13 protein-coding genes and 1 pseudogene are annotated in these 15,832 nt (G+C 63.7%); 8 read left to right on the plus strand and 6 right to left on the minus strand.

Translation table 11 applies throughout. The features are described from left to right. Positions 1-55 precede the first annotated feature (55 nt). Complete coding sequence (locus AC0SZ7_RS09900) at positions 56-244, plus strand: hypothetical protein (RefSeq protein WP_475504231.1); 189 nt, start codon at positions 56-58, stop codon at positions 242-244. A 72-nt stretch (positions 245-316) separates the two neighbouring features. Here AC0SZ7_RS09900 and AC0SZ7_RS09905 read toward each other — a convergent pair whose 3' ends face one another. The 3 genes from AC0SZ7_RS09905 to AC0SZ7_RS09915 all read right to left on the minus strand — a co-directional run bounded on the left by AC0SZ7_RS09905 (position 317) and on the right by AC0SZ7_RS09915 (position 6,975). Next, positions 317-676 carry a fe2+ zn2+ uptake regulation protein gene (locus AC0SZ7_RS09905; protein ID WP_475504232.1) on the minus strand — a complete coding sequence of 120 codons (360 nt, stop codon included), beginning with the start codon at positions 674-676 and terminating at the stop codon, positions 317-319. Positions 677-811: 135 nt separating this feature from the next. After that, positions 812-1,795: a FecR family protein gene (locus AC0SZ7_RS09910; protein WP_475504233.1), complete on the minus strand. Its 984-nt coding sequence runs from the start codon at positions 1,793-1,795 to the stop codon at positions 812-814. 152 nt (positions 1,796-1,947) lie between these two features. Next, positions 1,948-6,975: a dermonecrotic toxin domain-containing protein gene (locus AC0SZ7_RS09915; RefSeq protein ID WP_475504234.1), complete on the minus strand. Its 5,028-nt coding sequence runs from the start codon at positions 6,973-6,975 to the stop codon at positions 1,948-1,950. 158 nt (positions 6,976-7,133) lie between these two features. Here AC0SZ7_RS09915 and AC0SZ7_RS09920 point away from each other — a divergent pair, with 158 nt between their 5' ends. Beyond that, positions 7,134-8,156, plus strand: coding sequence for an Ldh family oxidoreductase (locus tag AC0SZ7_RS09920; RefSeq protein WP_475504235.1), 1,023 nt, complete (start codon positions 7,134-7,136; stop codon positions 8,154-8,156). A 121-nt stretch (positions 8,157-8,277) separates the two neighbouring features. On the opposite strand, the gene AC0SZ7_RS09925 is transcribed toward AC0SZ7_RS09920, so the two are convergent. After that, a complete protein-coding gene (locus AC0SZ7_RS09925) occupies positions 8,278-8,595 on the minus strand; it encodes an ElaB/YgaM/YqjD family protein (RefSeq protein ID WP_475504236.1) in 318 nt (105 codons plus the stop codon). A gap of 131 nt (positions 8,596-8,726) precedes the next feature. Between AC0SZ7_RS09925 and AC0SZ7_RS09930 the strand changes: the two genes are divergently transcribed. Further along, positions 8,727-8,981 (plus strand): hypothetical protein, encoded by a 255-nt coding sequence (locus AC0SZ7_RS09930; protein ID WP_475504237.1) that lies wholly within the window; start codon positions 8,727-8,729, stop codon positions 8,979-8,981. Here the strand turns inward: AC0SZ7_RS09930 and AC0SZ7_RS09935 are convergent. Then, a complete protein-coding gene (locus tag AC0SZ7_RS09935; protein ID WP_475504238.1) occupies positions 8,961-9,893 on the minus strand; it encodes a LysR family transcriptional regulator in 933 nt (310 codons plus the stop codon). The two genes, AC0SZ7_RS09930 and AC0SZ7_RS09935, sit on opposite strands and share 21 nt — an antisense overlap. 86 nt (positions 9,894-9,979) lie before the next feature. On the opposite strand from AC0SZ7_RS09935, the gene AC0SZ7_RS09940 reads away from it, so the two are divergent. The 5 genes and pseudogenes from AC0SZ7_RS09940 to AC0SZ7_RS09960 all read left to right on the plus strand — a co-directional run. After that, entirely contained in the window at positions 9,980-10,900 is a 921-nt protein-coding gene (locus AC0SZ7_RS09940; protein WP_475504239.1) for a carbon-nitrogen hydrolase family protein, read from the plus strand. Between the two features lie 676 nt (positions 10,901-11,576). Next, entirely contained in the window at positions 11,577-12,596 is a 1,020-nt protein-coding gene (pstS, locus tag AC0SZ7_RS09945; RefSeq protein WP_475504240.1) for a phosphate ABC transporter substrate-binding protein PstS, read from the plus strand. Positions 12,597-12,670: 74 nt separating this feature from the next. Then, positions 12,671-13,663 carry a phosphate ABC transporter permease subunit PstC gene (gene pstC, locus AC0SZ7_RS09950; protein ID WP_475504241.1) on the plus strand — a complete coding sequence of 331 codons (993 nt, stop codon included), beginning with the start codon at positions 12,671-12,673 and terminating at the stop codon, positions 13,661-13,663. After that, positions 13,660-14,532 carry a phosphate ABC transporter permease PstA gene (pstA, locus tag AC0SZ7_RS09955; RefSeq protein WP_475504242.1) on the plus strand — a complete coding sequence of 291 codons (873 nt, stop codon included), beginning with the start codon at positions 13,660-13,662 and terminating at the stop codon, positions 14,530-14,532. The genes pstC and pstA overlap by 4 nt, the downstream gene beginning before the upstream one ends. Continuing rightward, positions 14,532-15,248: pseudogene (locus AC0SZ7_RS09960) on the plus strand (phosphate ABC transporter ATP-binding protein); the annotation flags it as partial. The gene pstA and the pseudogene AC0SZ7_RS09960, both read left to right, overlap by 1 nt. Here the strand turns inward: AC0SZ7_RS09960 and AC0SZ7_RS09965 are convergent. After that, complete coding sequence (locus AC0SZ7_RS09965; protein ID WP_475504243.1) at positions 15,187-15,801, minus strand: class I SAM-dependent methyltransferase; 615 nt, start codon at positions 15,799-15,801, stop codon at positions 15,187-15,189. The pseudogene AC0SZ7_RS09960 and the gene AC0SZ7_RS09965 sit on opposite strands and share 62 nt — an antisense overlap. Positions 15,802-15,832: the final 31 nt, after the last annotated feature.

A 15,832-nucleotide genomic window follows, 5' to 3' on the forward strand; every position in this document is an offset into this window, starting at 1 on the left:
GTGCTTGGTGTGGTTGTTGACACCCATTCGATACAAATGAACCAGGAAGTACCCCATGACCCAGAAGCAACGCCTGATCTATTCCGTCTTCATTTCCATCGCCGTGCTGGCCATCATGCTCGGCCTGTCGTGGATGCAGAAGGACGGCATGATCAGCGAGAAAATGTTCCAGTACATCGCCATTGGCGTCGCGGTGGTGGTGGTAGTACTGAATGGCATCATGCGCCGCAAGGTCAAGCCCTGAAGCCAGGCGTGCCTTGACGCGGCCTGTGGCCGCCGCTACGGGGGAATCGCGTAGCAGCTGCCGCAGGCTGCGTCAGTGCGGGCGCAGCATGGCCAGCGCGTGCTCGCTCAGGCCATAGGTCTTGTCGGTGTGCATCTCGATCACGCCTTCGCTGCCCAAGCGCTTGAGCACCTCGCGCACGCTGAGGAACGACAGCGGAATGTCCAGCTCCTGCAAATGCGTGTGCACCGCGCGCACGCCAATGCTGCGGCCCTCGCGCTCGGCCCCCAGCAGGGCGTCGATCACCTTCAACCGGATCAGGCTGGTACGCAGGCCGTAGGCCTTGAGCAATTCCTTGATCTGGCTGTTGCTGCAGCGCTCGGGCGCGGGCTGCGCCACAGCCTGTGGGCGTGCGGCGGCAAGGGCGGAGGTGGGCATTGGCGAATTTTGCATGAGAAAACTCCTGTTCCAGAGCAGGTCCGGTGAAATGTCGCTCCTACATATAGGACGAATGGACCGCTTGAATCATGAACCCCCGACTGTGGAAAATTCGTGATTTCCATGTGTACAGGTTGGTAAAGATTCACATCAAGGCTGGGCAGGGATGCTGTTGAGCACCGTGTCGCCTTCGTTGTTCTGGGTTAGGTAGATGGGCAGCACCTTGGGCAGGCTGGCCACCAGGTTCTTGATGCGCGAGGTGTCGTACATGCCGCCAATGCGGATATGTGCGCTGTGGTCGTCGCCCAGTACCAGCGGTTTTTCCAGGTAACGGTTGATCAGCGGCAGGGCGTCGGCCAGCGGCAGGTTGTCCAGGATCAGCTTGCCGTCACGCCAGGCCAGGCTGTTGTCGCCGGCATAGGTCTGGCTCAGCTGTGGTTCATAGTCGCCGGCCTTGTACCGCGCCTGCATGCCGGGGCCCAGGCGGAAGCCGCCATCGGGGTCGGCATTGACGCTGCTCACCAGCACCGAGCCTTCCACCAGCGTCACCCGCACCTGGTCCTGGTATTTCCACACGTTGAAGCGGGTGCCGGTCACCTTGATGCGGCCCTCGGCAGCCTTCACCACGAAGGGGTGCTGGGCGTCGTGGGTCACCTCGAAGAAGGCTTCGCCACGGCTCAGGCGCACCTGGCGGCGGTCCTTGAAGTTGGTGTAGCTCAGCTCGCTGTCCAGGTTCAGCTCGACCCGGGTGCCGTCGCCCAGCACCACGTGGCGCAGCGCCCCCTGGCTGGCCTCGTGCTGGTAGTCGTTGGGCAGCCAGCCGGCGCTCCAGCCGGTGTAGGCCGCCACGGGCAGCGCCACCAGGGTGACTGCCGCAGCCACAGCCAGGCGCCGCCAGGCCCGTGGCCGCGGCGTGAACGGCAGAACAGGGGGCGCTGCATTGCGTGGCAACTGGTCGGAGAGGTCCCAGATCTCGGCCATGGCCTCGAACTCCTGGGCGTGCAGCGGGTGCTCGCCCAGCCATGCCTGAAACTGCGCGCGCTCCTGGGCCGTGCAGTCGTCGGCGTGCAGGCGCATGCACCACTGGGCGGCGGCCTCGGTGATGGCGTCAGGGTGGTCAGGGGTGGCGGGCATTTCGATGGCAAGCTCCGGTAAACGTTCGCCATTCTAACCTCTCACCCCGAAATGCTGGAACCCGTCAATCATGGCAATTCGCTTATCGGCCGGCGCGAATTGTTTATGGGCGGCGGCCGAACACTGCCGTTCGGCCGCCGCCGGGCTCGCCGTTACCAGCGTTCACGCCCCAGTTGGGTGGCCAGCAGGGCGATGGAGTCGGCGTTGGCCAGGATCACATCGGCACGCCGGCTTTCGTCGTTGGTGAATACGTCGCGGGCGAAGCCCAGGTCCTCGGCACCCGTCAGTTCAAGAATCTTGTCCAGGGTCCGGCCGTCGTCCAGGTCAATGTCGCGCATTAGCCCGGTCACTCTGTCCTGGACCTCGAACAGGTCGGCCGGGTCGATTGCCGTCGACAGGCGATTACGCACTTCTGTCAGTTCGTCGACGATTTGGCGCTGCGCGGCGGTGCTGCTGAACATGATGTCCGGGTCAGGGATGCAGGTGTGCAGGTAGGCGATGTCGACGCTGCCCGTGACCAGGTGGGAAATCTCATGAATCAGCGTGGCCGCCTGGGCGTGCCGCAGCGGGTCCACCAGCGACAGAGTGGTGTCCACGTTCTGCAGGTAACGTGTGTCCACCCGCAGGAAGCGTTCGGTGAAGAAAATACGCCGGTAGTGGTCGGCCTGGAAGATGAACGCATGGGTGTTCTCGTAGCCGGGCATGTTTTGCCCGAATACATAGCGTTGTGAATGCTGCGGGTCCATGGTCGGGTCGATGAGGTGTCGCAGCAAGGTGCGCATTTTTTTGCGCAGCTTGTCCAGCAGGGGCGGTGTGCTGGCAGTCACACCGAACAGCTCGCACAAGCGTTGCTCGGTCGCGGCCGGCAACGGCTTCCAGGGCTTGCGCGCATTGAGGTTGTCCAGTGCCGTCAGCAGGTAGCTCTGCGCTTGCTCATAGCTCAGGCTGAAACCCTGGGCGTTCTGCGGGTCCAGGGCAAAGAACGCATCCATGCCCTGGGCCTGGGCGGTGAAGCATTTCTTCAGTTCTTCCTGGGTGCCTCGTTGCTGCAGGATTCGCTTGATGTTGTAGCCGCAACTCAGGGGGGCGAGCGCATCGAGCAGCTGCCAGTCCCTTGCCGCATCTTTCCAGCGGATCACCGGGCCCAAGCGTTCGTCCTGGACAAGGCGCCACTCATCGTCGACCTTTTTCACCTCGCAGACCTTGCCCAGCACCACCGCGTAGTAACGGCCGCGCCAGGTGTAGAGCCGCAGGGTGCTGTCGAATGTCATCTGCCGCAGGTCCAGGTTCAGAATCTCGAAGGTGCCGACCCGGGCCAGCTTGGCGGCCTGCTGGCTTGGCGTACTTGCGGCGGGCGGCCGCGAACGGTAGGGCAGCAGGTGTTGTCTGCCGCCGCTCATCATGCGCTCGGCGCTCTCGCGGGAGCCGCCCAGCAGGCCAAGCGCGGCGACAAATTTGCCCAGCGCCTGGCCCCAACGCTGTTGCGCGGCATCGCCAAGCGATGCCTCGAACCAACTGCTGGCCTGCCACAGGTTGACCACCTTGGCCAACGGCCCGGGCAGCAGGATAGAGCCCTGTTCCAAGCCCAGGGTCATCAGGTAACGAAAGGTTTTCCACCAGGCCTCGTCGCTGGTGACAGTTGCTTCTGAGGTCACGCGTTGCAGCAAGGCCAGGTTGTCGACAAACAGGTAGTGCAAGGCGTGGCCGGGCGCCGGCGGCGCTTCGGCGATCACCGTGCCCACTGGCCGCAGTTCCACATCCAGCACCGAGCCGCCGATCCCCGTCAGGTGCGGGTTGACGAAACCATGGCGGGCGTAACGCCCGTCGATGGCGGGGTCGAGGCGGCCCAGCACCAGCGCTTGCAACTCGGCGTCGGCGCGCAGTTGCTTGAGCAGGTCATCCTTGTTGGCGTACTCCCGGAAAACATGCCCCACGGCGTACACGGTATACAGAACCAACGGGCCTTGGCTCATGTCCTTGGGGCCGATCAGGTGCAGGCCGGTGGCCTGGTCCGGGGGCAGGAACGACGCGGCCTGGAATTGCAAGGGGCGCATGACGATGTCAACGCCCTCCCAGGGTGTGCGGGCTTGCGCATCCGGCATCACCAGAATGGTCTGGATGTAGCGGAACGCCTTGTCGCTGAGGGTGCCCATCAGCCGCTGCTGGAAGGCGTTGGTCAACAGTTCGGCAGTCAGCTGGCGGGCGAAGCGGCGTTGGCGTTCCAGGTATTGGGGGTGGCCCTCGTCGAATTTTTCCTTCAGCAGGGCGCGGTAGTGGGTACCCACGTCCAGCTCGCGCAGCAGCTTGTGCACGTAGTCGGCGTTGAGCGCCTGGGGCAACGGGCTGGCGTCGCTCATCTCCAGGACCAAGGGTGTGCCGGGCAGCATCGAGAGCTGATCGATGGCCGCTTCGGTCAGGGATTCACGGCGCTCCTGGGTCAGGCCAGGCAGGTGCGAGGGGATGTCCCCGGCGCCGACCATTGCCGGCTCGAAATGGCGCAGGGTGATCAGCACGGAATCGGGGTCTGGTGCGCTCGTGCCGAGGTCCTTGCGCAGCCGCTCACTGACCCGTCGGTGGGTAAAGGTGCCGAGGTCGGCGATGCCGAACAGGTAGTCGTTATCCTCGCGTTGCAGGCGCTCGCAGGTTTGCACCAGGGCGGTGTAGGTGGTGAAGTCTTCCATGCCCGCGGTGGTCAACCAGGCGGGCAGGGTGGTCTTGAGGTGGCAATATTCGACGGCGTGGGCCAGGCCCAGCAGGTGGCTGTTGAGGGCACCGTCCAGGGCCACGTTGTGGACATAGTCGCGTGCCAGGTCGCCTTCAAAGTGAAAGTCGCAGGCTTGCTGCCAGGCAGCCAGCGATGACGCCTGTTGGCGCTGCCACTCGATCTCCTGCAGGCGTTGGGGAAGTGAATCGGTAATGCGCCACAGCACTATTTTCAGCGGTAGCGCCTTGTTGGTTTTCAGCGCGGCGGCAAAGGCTTGTTGGTCGTCGGGGTCAAACAGCTGCATCCAATCGCGGTTTTCGGGCGGGTTGTGCAGGCTGGCAATGAGCCATTGGCTGAGTGCCTGGTCTGTGTCGAAGGTTTGCAGCCCCTCCAGCACGGTCCATAGCAGCAGCGGCCCGTTCGCGGCGTCGTGCAGCTGCAGCACGAAGGCGTTGCTCAGCACGGCTCCGGCGTGGTCGCTGAATTTTACCGACACACCGTAGGCCTCGGTACGCCGGACAAGGTTTTTGCGCTGGCTTTCCAGCGGGTAGTCGAGGACTTGCTGCAAGTGGTCCAAGGTACTGGCCTGTATCTGCCCGAACTGGCGTTGCATTCTCAGTTCGATGCGCAACAGCGCTTCGCGAATTTGCCGGGACTCACGTTGCGGCCACTCCCAGAGCCCCTGCAGGCACCAGCCGCTATCACTTTCCAGGCGCGTCTTGAGGCGGTCTGACAACTGTTGTGAAGCTTGCTGCACAATGGCCTGCACCAGCGTAGCCGGCAGCGTGTGCAGGGGCGCACCGTCTATTCCCACTGCGGGCGGCAGAGCCTGGGTGTGGCCTGCGGGCAGTGTGAGCCGTTCGATCAGCACATCCCCCAGGTTGATCGAACGGGCGGCTTGTTCGTCTGTCGTCGGCAGGTCGAAGATCACAGTCTTGCTGCCCAGCATTGGGCTGATCACGCACAGGGGGGCGGCCAGCACGTCGGCCGCGCTCTGTCGCACGTCGGTGACGCCACTGCGCAGGCCCTGGTAGCGGTTACCCAGGCGGTTGATCTGCTTCATCCAACGGGCAGTGGTGGGCAGGGCATCCGGGCGTGGCACCAAGCCCGATTGATTGCGCAGGGGCACGGCGGTCCAGCGGTAGCTTGTATCCAGGCCAATGAGGCGGGTATCGATCAGTTCACGCACATCCAGCGCCTCGTCCACCCGCACCATGGCCCTGGCGCCGCTGCCGGCTTGCTGCAGCAGGCAGGTGCGCAGGTTGCGCAGCTGGCATTGGCGGATCGCATCCGTGCACGCCAGCAGCGGGGTGGCCCCCAGCGCTGGGGTGAACACCTGGGGGCGGTGCAGGCGTTGCCAAGCCAGTTGGTCCTCGCGAGCCACTGACGGTGGTAGCACGGGCATGGCCAGCATGTAGTGCATGTAGGACGCGCGATTGGCATGACGTTGCAGGCCATCGGCGCCGTCGTAGATATACACGGCGTCATGGGTCGGATCGCTGATCAGCATCACGCCGTTAATGCTGAGCAAAGGCGTGGTCGCGCCATGCTCGGCCACCGCCACCCCCTCCACCTTGCCTTCGACCAGCGCCGCGCGCAGCCATGGCCAATGGTCGTCCTCGATGGCGTAGTTGTGCCGGGCCTGCAGCAACGCCTGGTAGAAGCCTGCGCCGTAGAGCCGGGCGATGCTTTCCCGGTAGTTTGTCCAATCCACGCCCAAGGATTTCACGTAGGCGTCGGGTAGCCATTCGTGGCTGGTGGTCATGGTGCGCTGCAGGTCGTCGCGTTCCTCATCGGTGATGACGTCGTCGCCATGGCTCAGCCAGCGCAACTGTTCATCCTTGCCCAGTGCCTGCCCGGCAAATACCTGCAAGTGGCGCTCGGCCAGGGTCATGGTGCGCAGCACCCTGCGGGTGTGCTCGTCGGTCACCTGCAGCCAGACGATTTCCGGGTCGGCGATTTCACCGGGGAAGTGGGTGGCCAGGCGCACGGCCATCCCCGCCTGCAGTTGCTGGTCCAGGTTGGGCAGGGCGGCGAACCAGGCCGCCACCTCGTCCAGATGTTTGCCGCGGCTCAATACGTAGGTGTTAGCCAGGGCGTCGAAGGGGGTGGGGCCGGTGCGCTCCAACTCGAACTCCACCGAGGTGCTGTCTTGCAGCTCGCGCAGGCGCTCGTGCAGGCCGTCGCGGTTGTTGAAGGGTTGAATTCCGTCCAGGACAGTCCATAGGTACGTTGCCGGGTTATTCCCGTCGGCGTGGCTGAACACCAGTGCGCAGGCCAGTTGCGGGTCCAGTTGCAGGCCTTCGGCCAACAATGGCTGGTCGGTGCGGATGAACGCAGGTGGCAGCCTGCACTGCATGAGCCAGCCGTGTTCAATCTCGCTTAGCGTCTCGTTGATTAATGCAGTGTTGATATCGTGGCTGAAGCGCGCGAACAGCGCGTCGGGGTGAAAGAACGGTACGTTCAAGGTTGGCATGGTGAAGGTCCGATGGCGCGAAATGGGAACGCGACGATAGTTTTTCCATGCCTGTTCGCGGCATTAGCTATTTACCGCCGCCGTCTGGCCGCTGCTGGTATTGACACCCGCGCCGTGGCGGTGCGATTAATCGGGCTTACCCACGCAAGGAGTAGGTGATGACGGCTGTCGGCAATGCGCAAACCACGACGCTGGCGTTCGATGCGCTGGTGCAACTGCTAGGGCAGATTTTCCAGCGCCATGGTGCCTCGGCGTCGGTGGCCCAGGTGCTCGCGCACAACTGTGCCACCGCGCAGCAGGATGGCGCCCACAGCCACGGCGTGTTCCGCGTGCCGGGCTATGTGTCGTCCATCACCAGCGGCTGGGTGGACGGTGCAGCGGTGCCGGTGGTCGAGGACGTGGCATCGGGGTTCGTGCGCGTGGACGCCGCCCGCGGCTTCGCCCAGCCGGCGCTGGCAGCGGCCCGGCCGTTGCTGGTGGCCAAGGCCCGGGAGGCCGGCATCGCAGTGCTGGCGATTCGTAATTCGCACCATTTCGCCGCGCTGTGGCCTGACGTCGAGCCGTTCGCCCGCGAGGGGCTGCTGGCCCTGAGCGTGGTCAACAGCATGACCTGCGTGGTGCCCCATGGCGGGCAGAAGCCGCTGTTCGGGACCAACCCCATCGCCTTCGCCGCGCCGTGTGAGGGTCATGACCCGATCGTATTCGACATGGCCACCAGCGCCCTGGCCCACGGCGATGTGCAGATCGCTGCGCGCCAGGGCGCGGCCGTGCCGCCCGGCACCGGCGTGGACCGCCACGGCCAGCCCACCACCGATCCCAAGGCAATTCTCGATGGCGGTGCGTTGCTGCCGTTCGGTGGGCACAAGGGCTCGGCGCTGTCGATGATGGTCGAGCTGCTGGCAGCGGCACTGACCGGCGGCAACTTCTCGTTCGGTTTCGACTGGAGCCAGCACCCCGGCGCGCAGACGCCCTGGACCGGCCAGTTGATCATCGTCATCGACCCCGGCAAATCAGCCGGCAACGACTTCGCCGCGCGCAGTCGCGAGCTGGTGGAGCGCATGCAGGAGGTGGGGGTGACACGAATGGCCGGGGAGCGGCGCTATCGCGCGCGGGCCCAGGCATTGCAGGAAGGGATCAAGATCGGCGTGGAGGAACTCGCGCGCCTCAAGGCGCTGGCGTAGCAGCAACTGTCTTGTGGGAGCTGGCTTGCCAGCGAGCTTTTATGGCCCCAACAGCTCGCTGGCAAGCCAGCTCCCACAGGATGTAGCAGCTGCCGCCAGGCGGCCGCTGCTACGGGGCGTTTCAGGAACGGCGGCCCAGCAGCAGGCCTACCACCAGGCCAAAGCCTGCGGAAATGGCCACGGTCTGCCACGGGTGGCCACCGATGTATTCCTGGGTGGCGTCCACTACCGGTTGTGCACGGTCACGCGCGCCGCTCACCGACTCACGTGCTTGCTTGAGTTTCAGGCTGACCTGTTCGCGCCAGGTCTCGGCTTCTTCACCCACCAGTTCCGCGCCATTCTTGAGCAGGGCTTCGGATTCCTCGATCAGCGCCTGCAGTTCACTGAAGGCTTGATCCTTGATCTGATCGGCGGCTTGCGAGGCAGTTTTACGGGCCATATGCGGTGCTCCTGGTAATTGATGGCAGTGAACAATGGATTGCAGCGGTTGGCGAAAGTTGCAGCGGTGTTCAGGTCCGCCTGCCCGACAGTGTAAGATAGCGGCCAATTTTCACGCTGCAGGGTTACCCCATGAGTTTCAATCTGGCCAACATGAGCCTCGCCGAGCGGGCGATGATCGAGGACGAGAAATCCCGCCTGTTCGACCTCTGGCAGTCCAACCTGGGCAAGGCCAAGGCCGACGCCACCCGCCTGATCAGTGAGAAGTCCAAGCGCAAGGGTCGCTGGGCCGAGTGGGTACGCGCCGAGCTGGACGGCATGTCGCCGCCCGAGTACGCCAACATGGTGCGCGCCGAGGTCAACCGGCTAATGGCCGCCAACAAGTAACGCCTCGCCCACGCAGGCGCTGATGGCCTCGCGCACGCGCAGCAGCGCCGGGTCGATCTGCGCGTGGGTGCGCCAGCCCATCTCGATGGGGTAGCGCGGCAGCGTCAACGGGCAAGGCACGGTCGCCAGTCCGCACACCTCGGCAATGCGCCACGCCGCATGCGCCGGCACCGTGGCAATCGCCCGCGAGCCCTTGAGCAAGTAGGGCAGGGCGGCGAAATGCGTGGTCGAGGCCCGCACCTGGCGGCCACGGCCCAAGGCTGCCAGCGCTTCATCGATGATGCCGATGAACCCTCCCGAAGAAATCAAAATCTGCTCACGGGCGACGAACTCGTCCACATCGATATGCGCCTGGCCTGGTGCCAGGCTGGCCGGGTCCACCAGGCTCAGGTAATGCCCGTCGCCCAGCACCTGGCGGCTGAGCATGCGTTCGTTGAAGCCGCCGGCGGTGATGGCCAGGTCCAGGGTACGCTCGCTCAGGGCCTGGGCGACGATTTGCGTGTGGGTCTGGCGGAAAATCAGGCGCAGGCCCGGCGCCCGGCGGTCAACTTCCTCGATCAGGGCGCGGCCGAAGGCAATTTCGAAGTCATCCGAGAGCCCCAGGCTCACCGCGCGGCCCTGGTAATCGAGGGCATTGGGGTCGAGCAGGGTCAGGCTTTGCCGGCACTTGTTCAGCGCTTCGCTGATCAGCGGCTTCAGCTGATTGGCCCGCAGCGTGGGGGCCAGGCCGCGCCCGGTGCGCACGAACAGCGGGTCACCATACACCTCGCGCAGGCGCCGCAGGGCCGCGCTCACCGCCGACTGGGTCACGCCCAGGCGCAGCGCCGCGCGGCTGGCGCTGACTTCGTCGTGCAAAGCCTCGAAGACTTTCAGCAGGTTGAGATCGACGTCGACGATATTCATATGGCTCATATCATTCAGTATTGAACTGGGCTTTATTCATGATTCATCAGGCGCCGACAATGTGCAATCAGTCCTGCACACGGAGCCACACCGCTATGTCGAAATCCATCGTCGCCGCCCTGCAAATCGGTTCGCTGCCGGGCGGCAAGGCCGACACCCTGGCGCAAATCCTCAGCTACGAAGACGCCATCCGCGACGCCGGCGCCCAACTGGTGGTCATGCCCGAAGCCCTGCTGGGCGGCTACCCGAAGGGCGAGACCTTCGGCACCCAACTGGGCTACCGCCTGCCCGAAGGCCGCGACGCTTTCGCCCGCTACCACGCCAACGCCATTGACGTGCCCGGCGCCGAGACCGACGCCCTGGCCGCCCTTGCGCAACGCACCGGCGCCAACCTGGTGCTGGGCGTGATCGAACGCAGCGGCCACACGCTGTTCTGCACGGTGCTGTACTTCTGCCCGCAACAGGGCCTGGTGGCCAAGCACCGCAAGCTCATGCCCACCGGCACCGAGCGGCTTATCTGGGGCAAGGGCGACGGCTCCACCTTGCCGGTGGTGGAAGGCGCTGCCGGGCGCATTGGCGGCGCGGTGTGCTGGGAAAACTACATGCCGCTGCTGCGCATGGCCATGTACGCCAAGGGCGTGGACGTGTGGTGTGCGCCCACCGTGGACGAGCGGGAAATGTGGCAGGTGACCATGCGGCATGTGGCCTGTGAGGGGCGCTGTTTCGTGGTCAGCGCCTGCCAGGTGCAGGACTCGCCGGCTGCCTTGGGTACAGAGGTGGCCAACTGGCCGTTGGAACGGCCTTTGATCAATGGCGGCAGCGTCATTGTCGGGCCGCTGGGTGATGTGCTGGCAGGGCCGTTGGTAGGGGAGCGGGGGTTGTTGGTGGCTGAGATCGATAGTGAGGAGTTGGTGCGTGCTCGGTATGATTTCGACGTGGTTGGGCACTATTCGCGGCCGGATGTGTTTGAGTTGGTGGTGGATGAAAGGGCGCGTCTGGGGGTGAAATTCATTTAAACGCTTCAGCGTCACATACACACCGCTCTTGATCTTGAGCTTGATCCCGTGAGGCCTTTGATCTTGATTGTGTGCCCCATAAAGCGCCAGGGCCGACTGGAGGCGTTGGCCAAGCGGTCCCCTGGCGCAGCTCGCTTCGGCGATTTCAGACATATCCATTTTCGCGGTGCGACCACCGACCGTTTCGGCCTTACGCCGACTCACTTTTTTTCAGACGCCAAAAAAAGTAAGCAAAAAACGCTTGCCCCTGCTTGGGCCCTGCGCTGCGCTACGGGTCCCCTCCTTCCGGCGCCGCTCAACGGGCAGACGGCACCCGCTATAGAAGCCTGCGGGTTACCGTCTCTTCGGCCTGCGGCCTCGGCCCTTCGGGCAGCCCGTTGATCGACGCCTCCAGTCGGCCCGGGCGCTTTACGGGGCATACAATCAAGATCACAAGCCAGATCACAAGCAGATCACAAGCAGATCACAAGCAGATCACAAGCAGATCAGAAGCAAATCAAAGGCTTGGTCATGGCGATTTTCTGGCCCATTGGGGGCAGGCGATGCTGGCCCAATGCAATAATTTCACATGCCATTCGACTAACTGTCATTAAACCGAAATATTCAAAGCATTAAATCGTCACGGCCAAACCAGTGTGGGTAGGACCCACTCAAACCAATTTGCCGAGGTGTTGCCGTGACGCTGCTGAATAAAAATCGTCTGTCGCTTTTGCTGGCCTCCCTGTGCCTTTCGGGCCTGGCCCACGCGACCGATGTAACCGGTGCGGGCTCCAGCTTTGTTTACCCAGTGCTGTCCAAATGGTCCCAGGACTACAGCAAGCAAAAAGACAACCGCATCAACTACCAGTCCATCGGTTCGGGCGGCGGCATCGCTCAAATCAAGGCAGCTACCGTTGACTTCGGCGCATCGGATGCCCCACTCAGCGCTGACGACCTGAAAGCAGCCGGCCTGGGCCAGTTCCCCAGCGTCATCGGCGGTATCGTGCCGGTGTTCAACGTCGAAGGCGTTGAAGGCGGCAAGCTGAAGCTGGACGGCCAGACCCTGGCTGACATCTTCCAGGGCAAAGTCACCAAGTGGAACGACAAGGCCATCGAAGCCCTGAACCCAGGCGTCAAACTGCCTGAAACCGCCATCACCGTCGTGCACCGTTCGGACGGCTCGGGCACCTCGTTCAACTTCACCAACTACCTGGCCAAGGTCAGCCCTAGCTGGAACGAAACCCTGAAGTTCGGCACCACCGTGGCCTGGCCAGTAGGTGTGGGCGGCAAGGGTAACGAAGGTGTGGCTGCCTACGTGAAGCAGATCAAGGGCTCCATCGGCTACGTCGAATACGCCTACGCCCTGCAGAACAAAATGGCCACTGCCCAGCTGAAGAACGCCGCCGGCAAGTTCGTCGAGCCTAACGCCAAGGCCTTCCAGGCTGCCGCCGACACCGCCGACTGGGGCAGCGCCAAGGACTTCAACCTGATCATGACCAACGCCCCGGGCGACAACGCCTGGCCGATCACTGCCACTACCTGGATCATCATGTACAAGCAGTCCAAGAACGCCGAGCAGAGCAAGGCCGCCTTCGACTTCTTCAAATGGTCCCTGGAAAACGGTCAGCAGCAGGCCAGCGCGCTGGACTACGTAGCGCTGCCGAGCTCGCTGGTGCAGAAGATCGAAGGTTACTGGAAATCCGATTTCGCCCATTGATGTGAAGTAAACCGGCGCGCCCCCGCGGACCCTGAACAGTCTTGCGGGGGCGTCTGCCTTGCGAGTGGATTGCCATGACAGATAACACCCAATACATGACCTCGACCAGTTCCACCACCGATGCCAGCGAAGCCCGCGCGGCCCGCGACCATCGCCACGACATGTGGTTTCGACGCACCATGATGGGCGCCGGGATGCTGGTGCTGGTCCTGCTGCTGAGTATCGCCGGTTCCACCCTGTGGGGCGGTAGCGAGGCGTTTCGCACCTTTGGTTTCGGCTTCCTGACCAGTACCCAATGGGACGTGGTCAACGGCCAGTTCGGCGCCGTGGTGCCTATTTTCGGTACCCTGGTGACCTCGCTTTTGGCGTTGCTGATCGCCGTTCCGGTGAGTTTCGGCATCGCCATTTTTCTTACGGAAGTGGCGCCCATGTGGCTGCGCATGCCGATTGCCTCGGCGATCGAGCTGCTGGCCGGTATCCCGTCGATCATCTACGGCATGTGGGGGCTGTTTATCTTCGGCCCGTTCATGGCCGCGCACCTGGCGCCGTGGATCAACGACCACCTGGGCGCCTTGCCTTTGGTGGGCTCGCTGTTCCAGGGGCCGCCGCTGGGCATCGGCATGCTCACCGCCGGTATCGTGCTGGCGATCATGATCATCCCCTTCATCACCTCGGTGATGCATGAGGTGTTCCGCAGCGTGCCTACCACCCTGAAGGAATCGGCCTACGCCTTGGGTAACACTACCTGGGAAGTGGTCTGGGACATCGTGCTGCCTTACACCCGCTCGGCGGTGGTTGGCGGCATCTTCCTGGGCCTGGGCCGCGCGCTGGGGGAAACCATGGCGGTGACCTTCGTGCTGGGCAACGCCCACCAGTTCTCCGCTTCCCTGCTGATGCCCAGCAGCTCGATCGCCTCGGTGATCGCCAACGAGTTCAGCGAGGCTTATACCGACCTGCACCGTTCGGCACTGATCGCCCTGGGCTTCCTGCTGTTTATCGTCACTTTCGTGGTGCTGGCGGCTGCCCGCCTGATGTTGATGCGCTTGTCGCGTAAAGAGGGACTATGAACGACAACGAGCGGCTGTACCGTGTTCGCCGCCTGAAGAACCGGCTGGCCATGGCCTTGAGTTGTGGCGCCACGGCCTTCGGCCTGTTGTGGCTGGTGTGGATTCTGATCACCACGGTCATCAACGGCTTCCAGGCCCTCAACCTGAACCTGTTCACCCAGATGACCCCGCCACCGGGCACTGAGGGTGGCCTGGCCAACGCCTTCTATGGCAGCGCGCTGATGTCGGTGCTGGCACTGATCATTGGCACCCCGATTGGCCTGGCTGCCGGTATCTGGCTGGCCGAGTTCGCGCGCCATTCCAAACTGGGCAACACCGTGCGCTTTATCAACGACATCCTGTTGTCGGCGCCGTCCATCGTGCTGGGCCTGTTCATCTACACCGCGGTGATTCTGCCGTTGAACCACCTCACCAACCACCTCGTCGGTTTCTCGGCGTTCGCCGGTGCCCTGGCCCTGGCGCTGCTGGTAATCCCGGTGGTGGTGCGTACCACCGATGAAATGCTCCAACTGCAACCCTCCACCATGCGCGAAGCCGCGCTGGCCCTGGGTGTGCCGCAGTGGAAACTGACCCTGCAGATCGTGTTGCGCGCCGCCAAGGCGGGCGTGGTGACCGGTGTGCTGCTGGCCCTGGCGCGCATCACCGGCGAAACCGCGCCGCTGCTGTTCACCGCCTTCGGCAACCAGTTCTGGAGCAGCAACCTGCTCAAGCCGATCGCCAGCGTGCCGGTGGTGATCTTCCAGTACGCCATGAGCCCGTTCGACGACTGGCATGCCATCGCCTGGGCCGGGGCCCTGGTGCTGACGCTGTTCGTCCTGTGCCTGAGCCTGCTTTCCCGATTGATCCTTTTGCGCAATAGGTCTCACTAATGACAAGTCTTGCCCAGGAACGCACCAAAATCCGTGTGCGCAACCTTGAATTTTTCTACGACCAGCAGCGCTCGCTGAAATCCATCGACATGGACATTCCCGAGAAGCGCGTGACCGCCATCATTGGCCCGTCCGGCTGCGGCAAGTCCACGCTGCTGCGTGTATTCAACCGTATCTACGCGATGTACCCGAAACAGGAAGCCAAGGGTGAAGTACTGCTCAACGGCGAAAACATCCTGGCGCCGAGCTACTCCATGAACCGCCTGCGCAGCCACGTGGGCATGGTGTTCCAGAAGCCGGTGCCGTTCCCGATGTCGATCTACGACAACATCGCCTACGCCGTGCGCCACCATGAAAAACTGGGCCGCCGCGAGATGGACGACCGCGTCGAGCAGGCACTGCACGGCGCAGCCCTGTGGGGTGAAGTGAAGGACAAGCTCAAGCAGAGCGCCCAGAGCCTGTCGGGTGGCCAACAACAGCGCCTGTGCATCGCCCGCACCATTGCGCTGAAACCGCAGGTGCTGCTGCTGGACGAACCGACCTCGGCGCTGGACCCGATCTCCACCGGCCGCATCGAGCAGTTGATCACCGAACTCAAAGAGCAGTTCACCGTGATCATCGTGACCCACAACATGCAACAGGCCGCGTCACGCGTCACACCCGCACGATCAACCGATGCACGCGCTTGCCCGACGACAGGCTCGTCGATTCATCATCCAGCAGTACCTCCACACTCCCCAACGCCTCCCGCACCAGCCGCCGATCGAAGGCGCTGTACAGGCGCCCGGCCGCGTCGCGGATGGACACCTCCGGGGTCACCCGCCAGCTCAAATACAAGGTCCCGCCCGGGCGCAGCAGCGCGCGCAGCCGCCGTGTGGCCACCGCCACCTGGTCTTCGGGCAGGTGCATAATCACCGTTTCGCACAGCACATTCTGAAAACTGCCGGCTTGCAGCCCTTCCAGTTCGGGCAGGTGCATCAGGGCAAAACGTAGGTCGGGGTGCAGGGTGCGCGCCTGGGTCAGCAGGCCGCTGCTGGCTTCCACGCCCAGGGCATCGAAGCCCTGGGCGCTGAGCCAGGCCAGGTCGCGGCCACTGCCACAGCCCACGTCCACCGTGGGGCCGGGGCGGAAGTGGCGCAGCAGCAGGGCGTACATGTCGCTGGGGGGCGCCTGGTGGTTCCATTCGCGCGCATAGTCGGGCGCACGCTGGTCATAGGCCTGCAGGGTCTTGGGGTCCACGGTCGGTTCCTGGAAAAGGCGGCATGCCATCACTCTAGACAATGTGCCAGTACCAGGCGTT

It is taken from the genome of Pseudomonas sp. JC1203 (genome assembly GCF_056175065.1).

What these genes read in the sequence shown, in the direction of transcription:
- AC0SZ7_RS09935 (WP_475504238.1), bottom strand. Translation starts at nt 9,893, where the DNA reads ATGAGCCATATGAATATCGTCGACGTCGATCTCAACCTGCTGAAAGTC.
- AC0SZ7_RS09905 (WP_475504232.1), bottom strand. Translation starts at nt 676, where the DNA reads ATGCAAAATTCGCCAATGCCCACCTCCGCCCTTGCCGCCGCACGCCCA.
- pstC (WP_475504241.1), top strand. Translation starts at nt 12,671, where the DNA reads ATGACAGATAACACCCAATACATGACCTCGACCAGTTCCACCACCGAT.
- AC0SZ7_RS09940 (WP_475504239.1), top strand. Translation starts at nt 9,980, where the DNA reads ATGTCGAAATCCATCGTCGCCGCCCTGCAAATCGGTTCGCTGCCGGGC.
- AC0SZ7_RS09900 (WP_475504231.1), top strand. Translation starts at nt 56, where the DNA reads ATGACCCAGAAGCAACGCCTGATCTATTCCGTCTTCATTTCCATCGCC.
- AC0SZ7_RS09910 (WP_475504233.1), bottom strand. Translation starts at nt 1,795, where the DNA reads ATGCCCGCCACCCCTGACCACCCTGACGCCATCACCGAGGCCGCCGCC.
- AC0SZ7_RS09965 (WP_475504243.1), bottom strand. Translation starts at nt 15,801, where the DNA reads ATGGCATGCCGCCTTTTCCAGGAACCGACCGTGGACCCCAAGACCCTG.
- AC0SZ7_RS09920 (WP_475504235.1), top strand. Translation starts at nt 7,134, where the DNA reads ATGACGGCTGTCGGCAATGCGCAAACCACGACGCTGGCGTTCGATGCG.
- AC0SZ7_RS09930 (WP_475504237.1), top strand. Translation starts at nt 8,727, where the DNA reads ATGAGTTTCAATCTGGCCAACATGAGCCTCGCCGAGCGGGCGATGATC.
- pstA (WP_475504242.1), top strand. Translation starts at nt 13,660, where the DNA reads ATGAACGACAACGAGCGGCTGTACCGTGTTCGCCGCCTGAAGAACCGG.
- AC0SZ7_RS09915 (WP_475504234.1), bottom strand. Translation starts at nt 6,975, where the DNA reads ATGCCAACCTTGAACGTACCGTTCTTTCACCCCGACGCGCTGTTCGCG.
- AC0SZ7_RS09925 (WP_475504236.1), bottom strand. Translation starts at nt 8,595, where the DNA reads ATGGCCCGTAAAACTGCCTCGCAAGCCGCCGATCAGATCAAGGATCAA.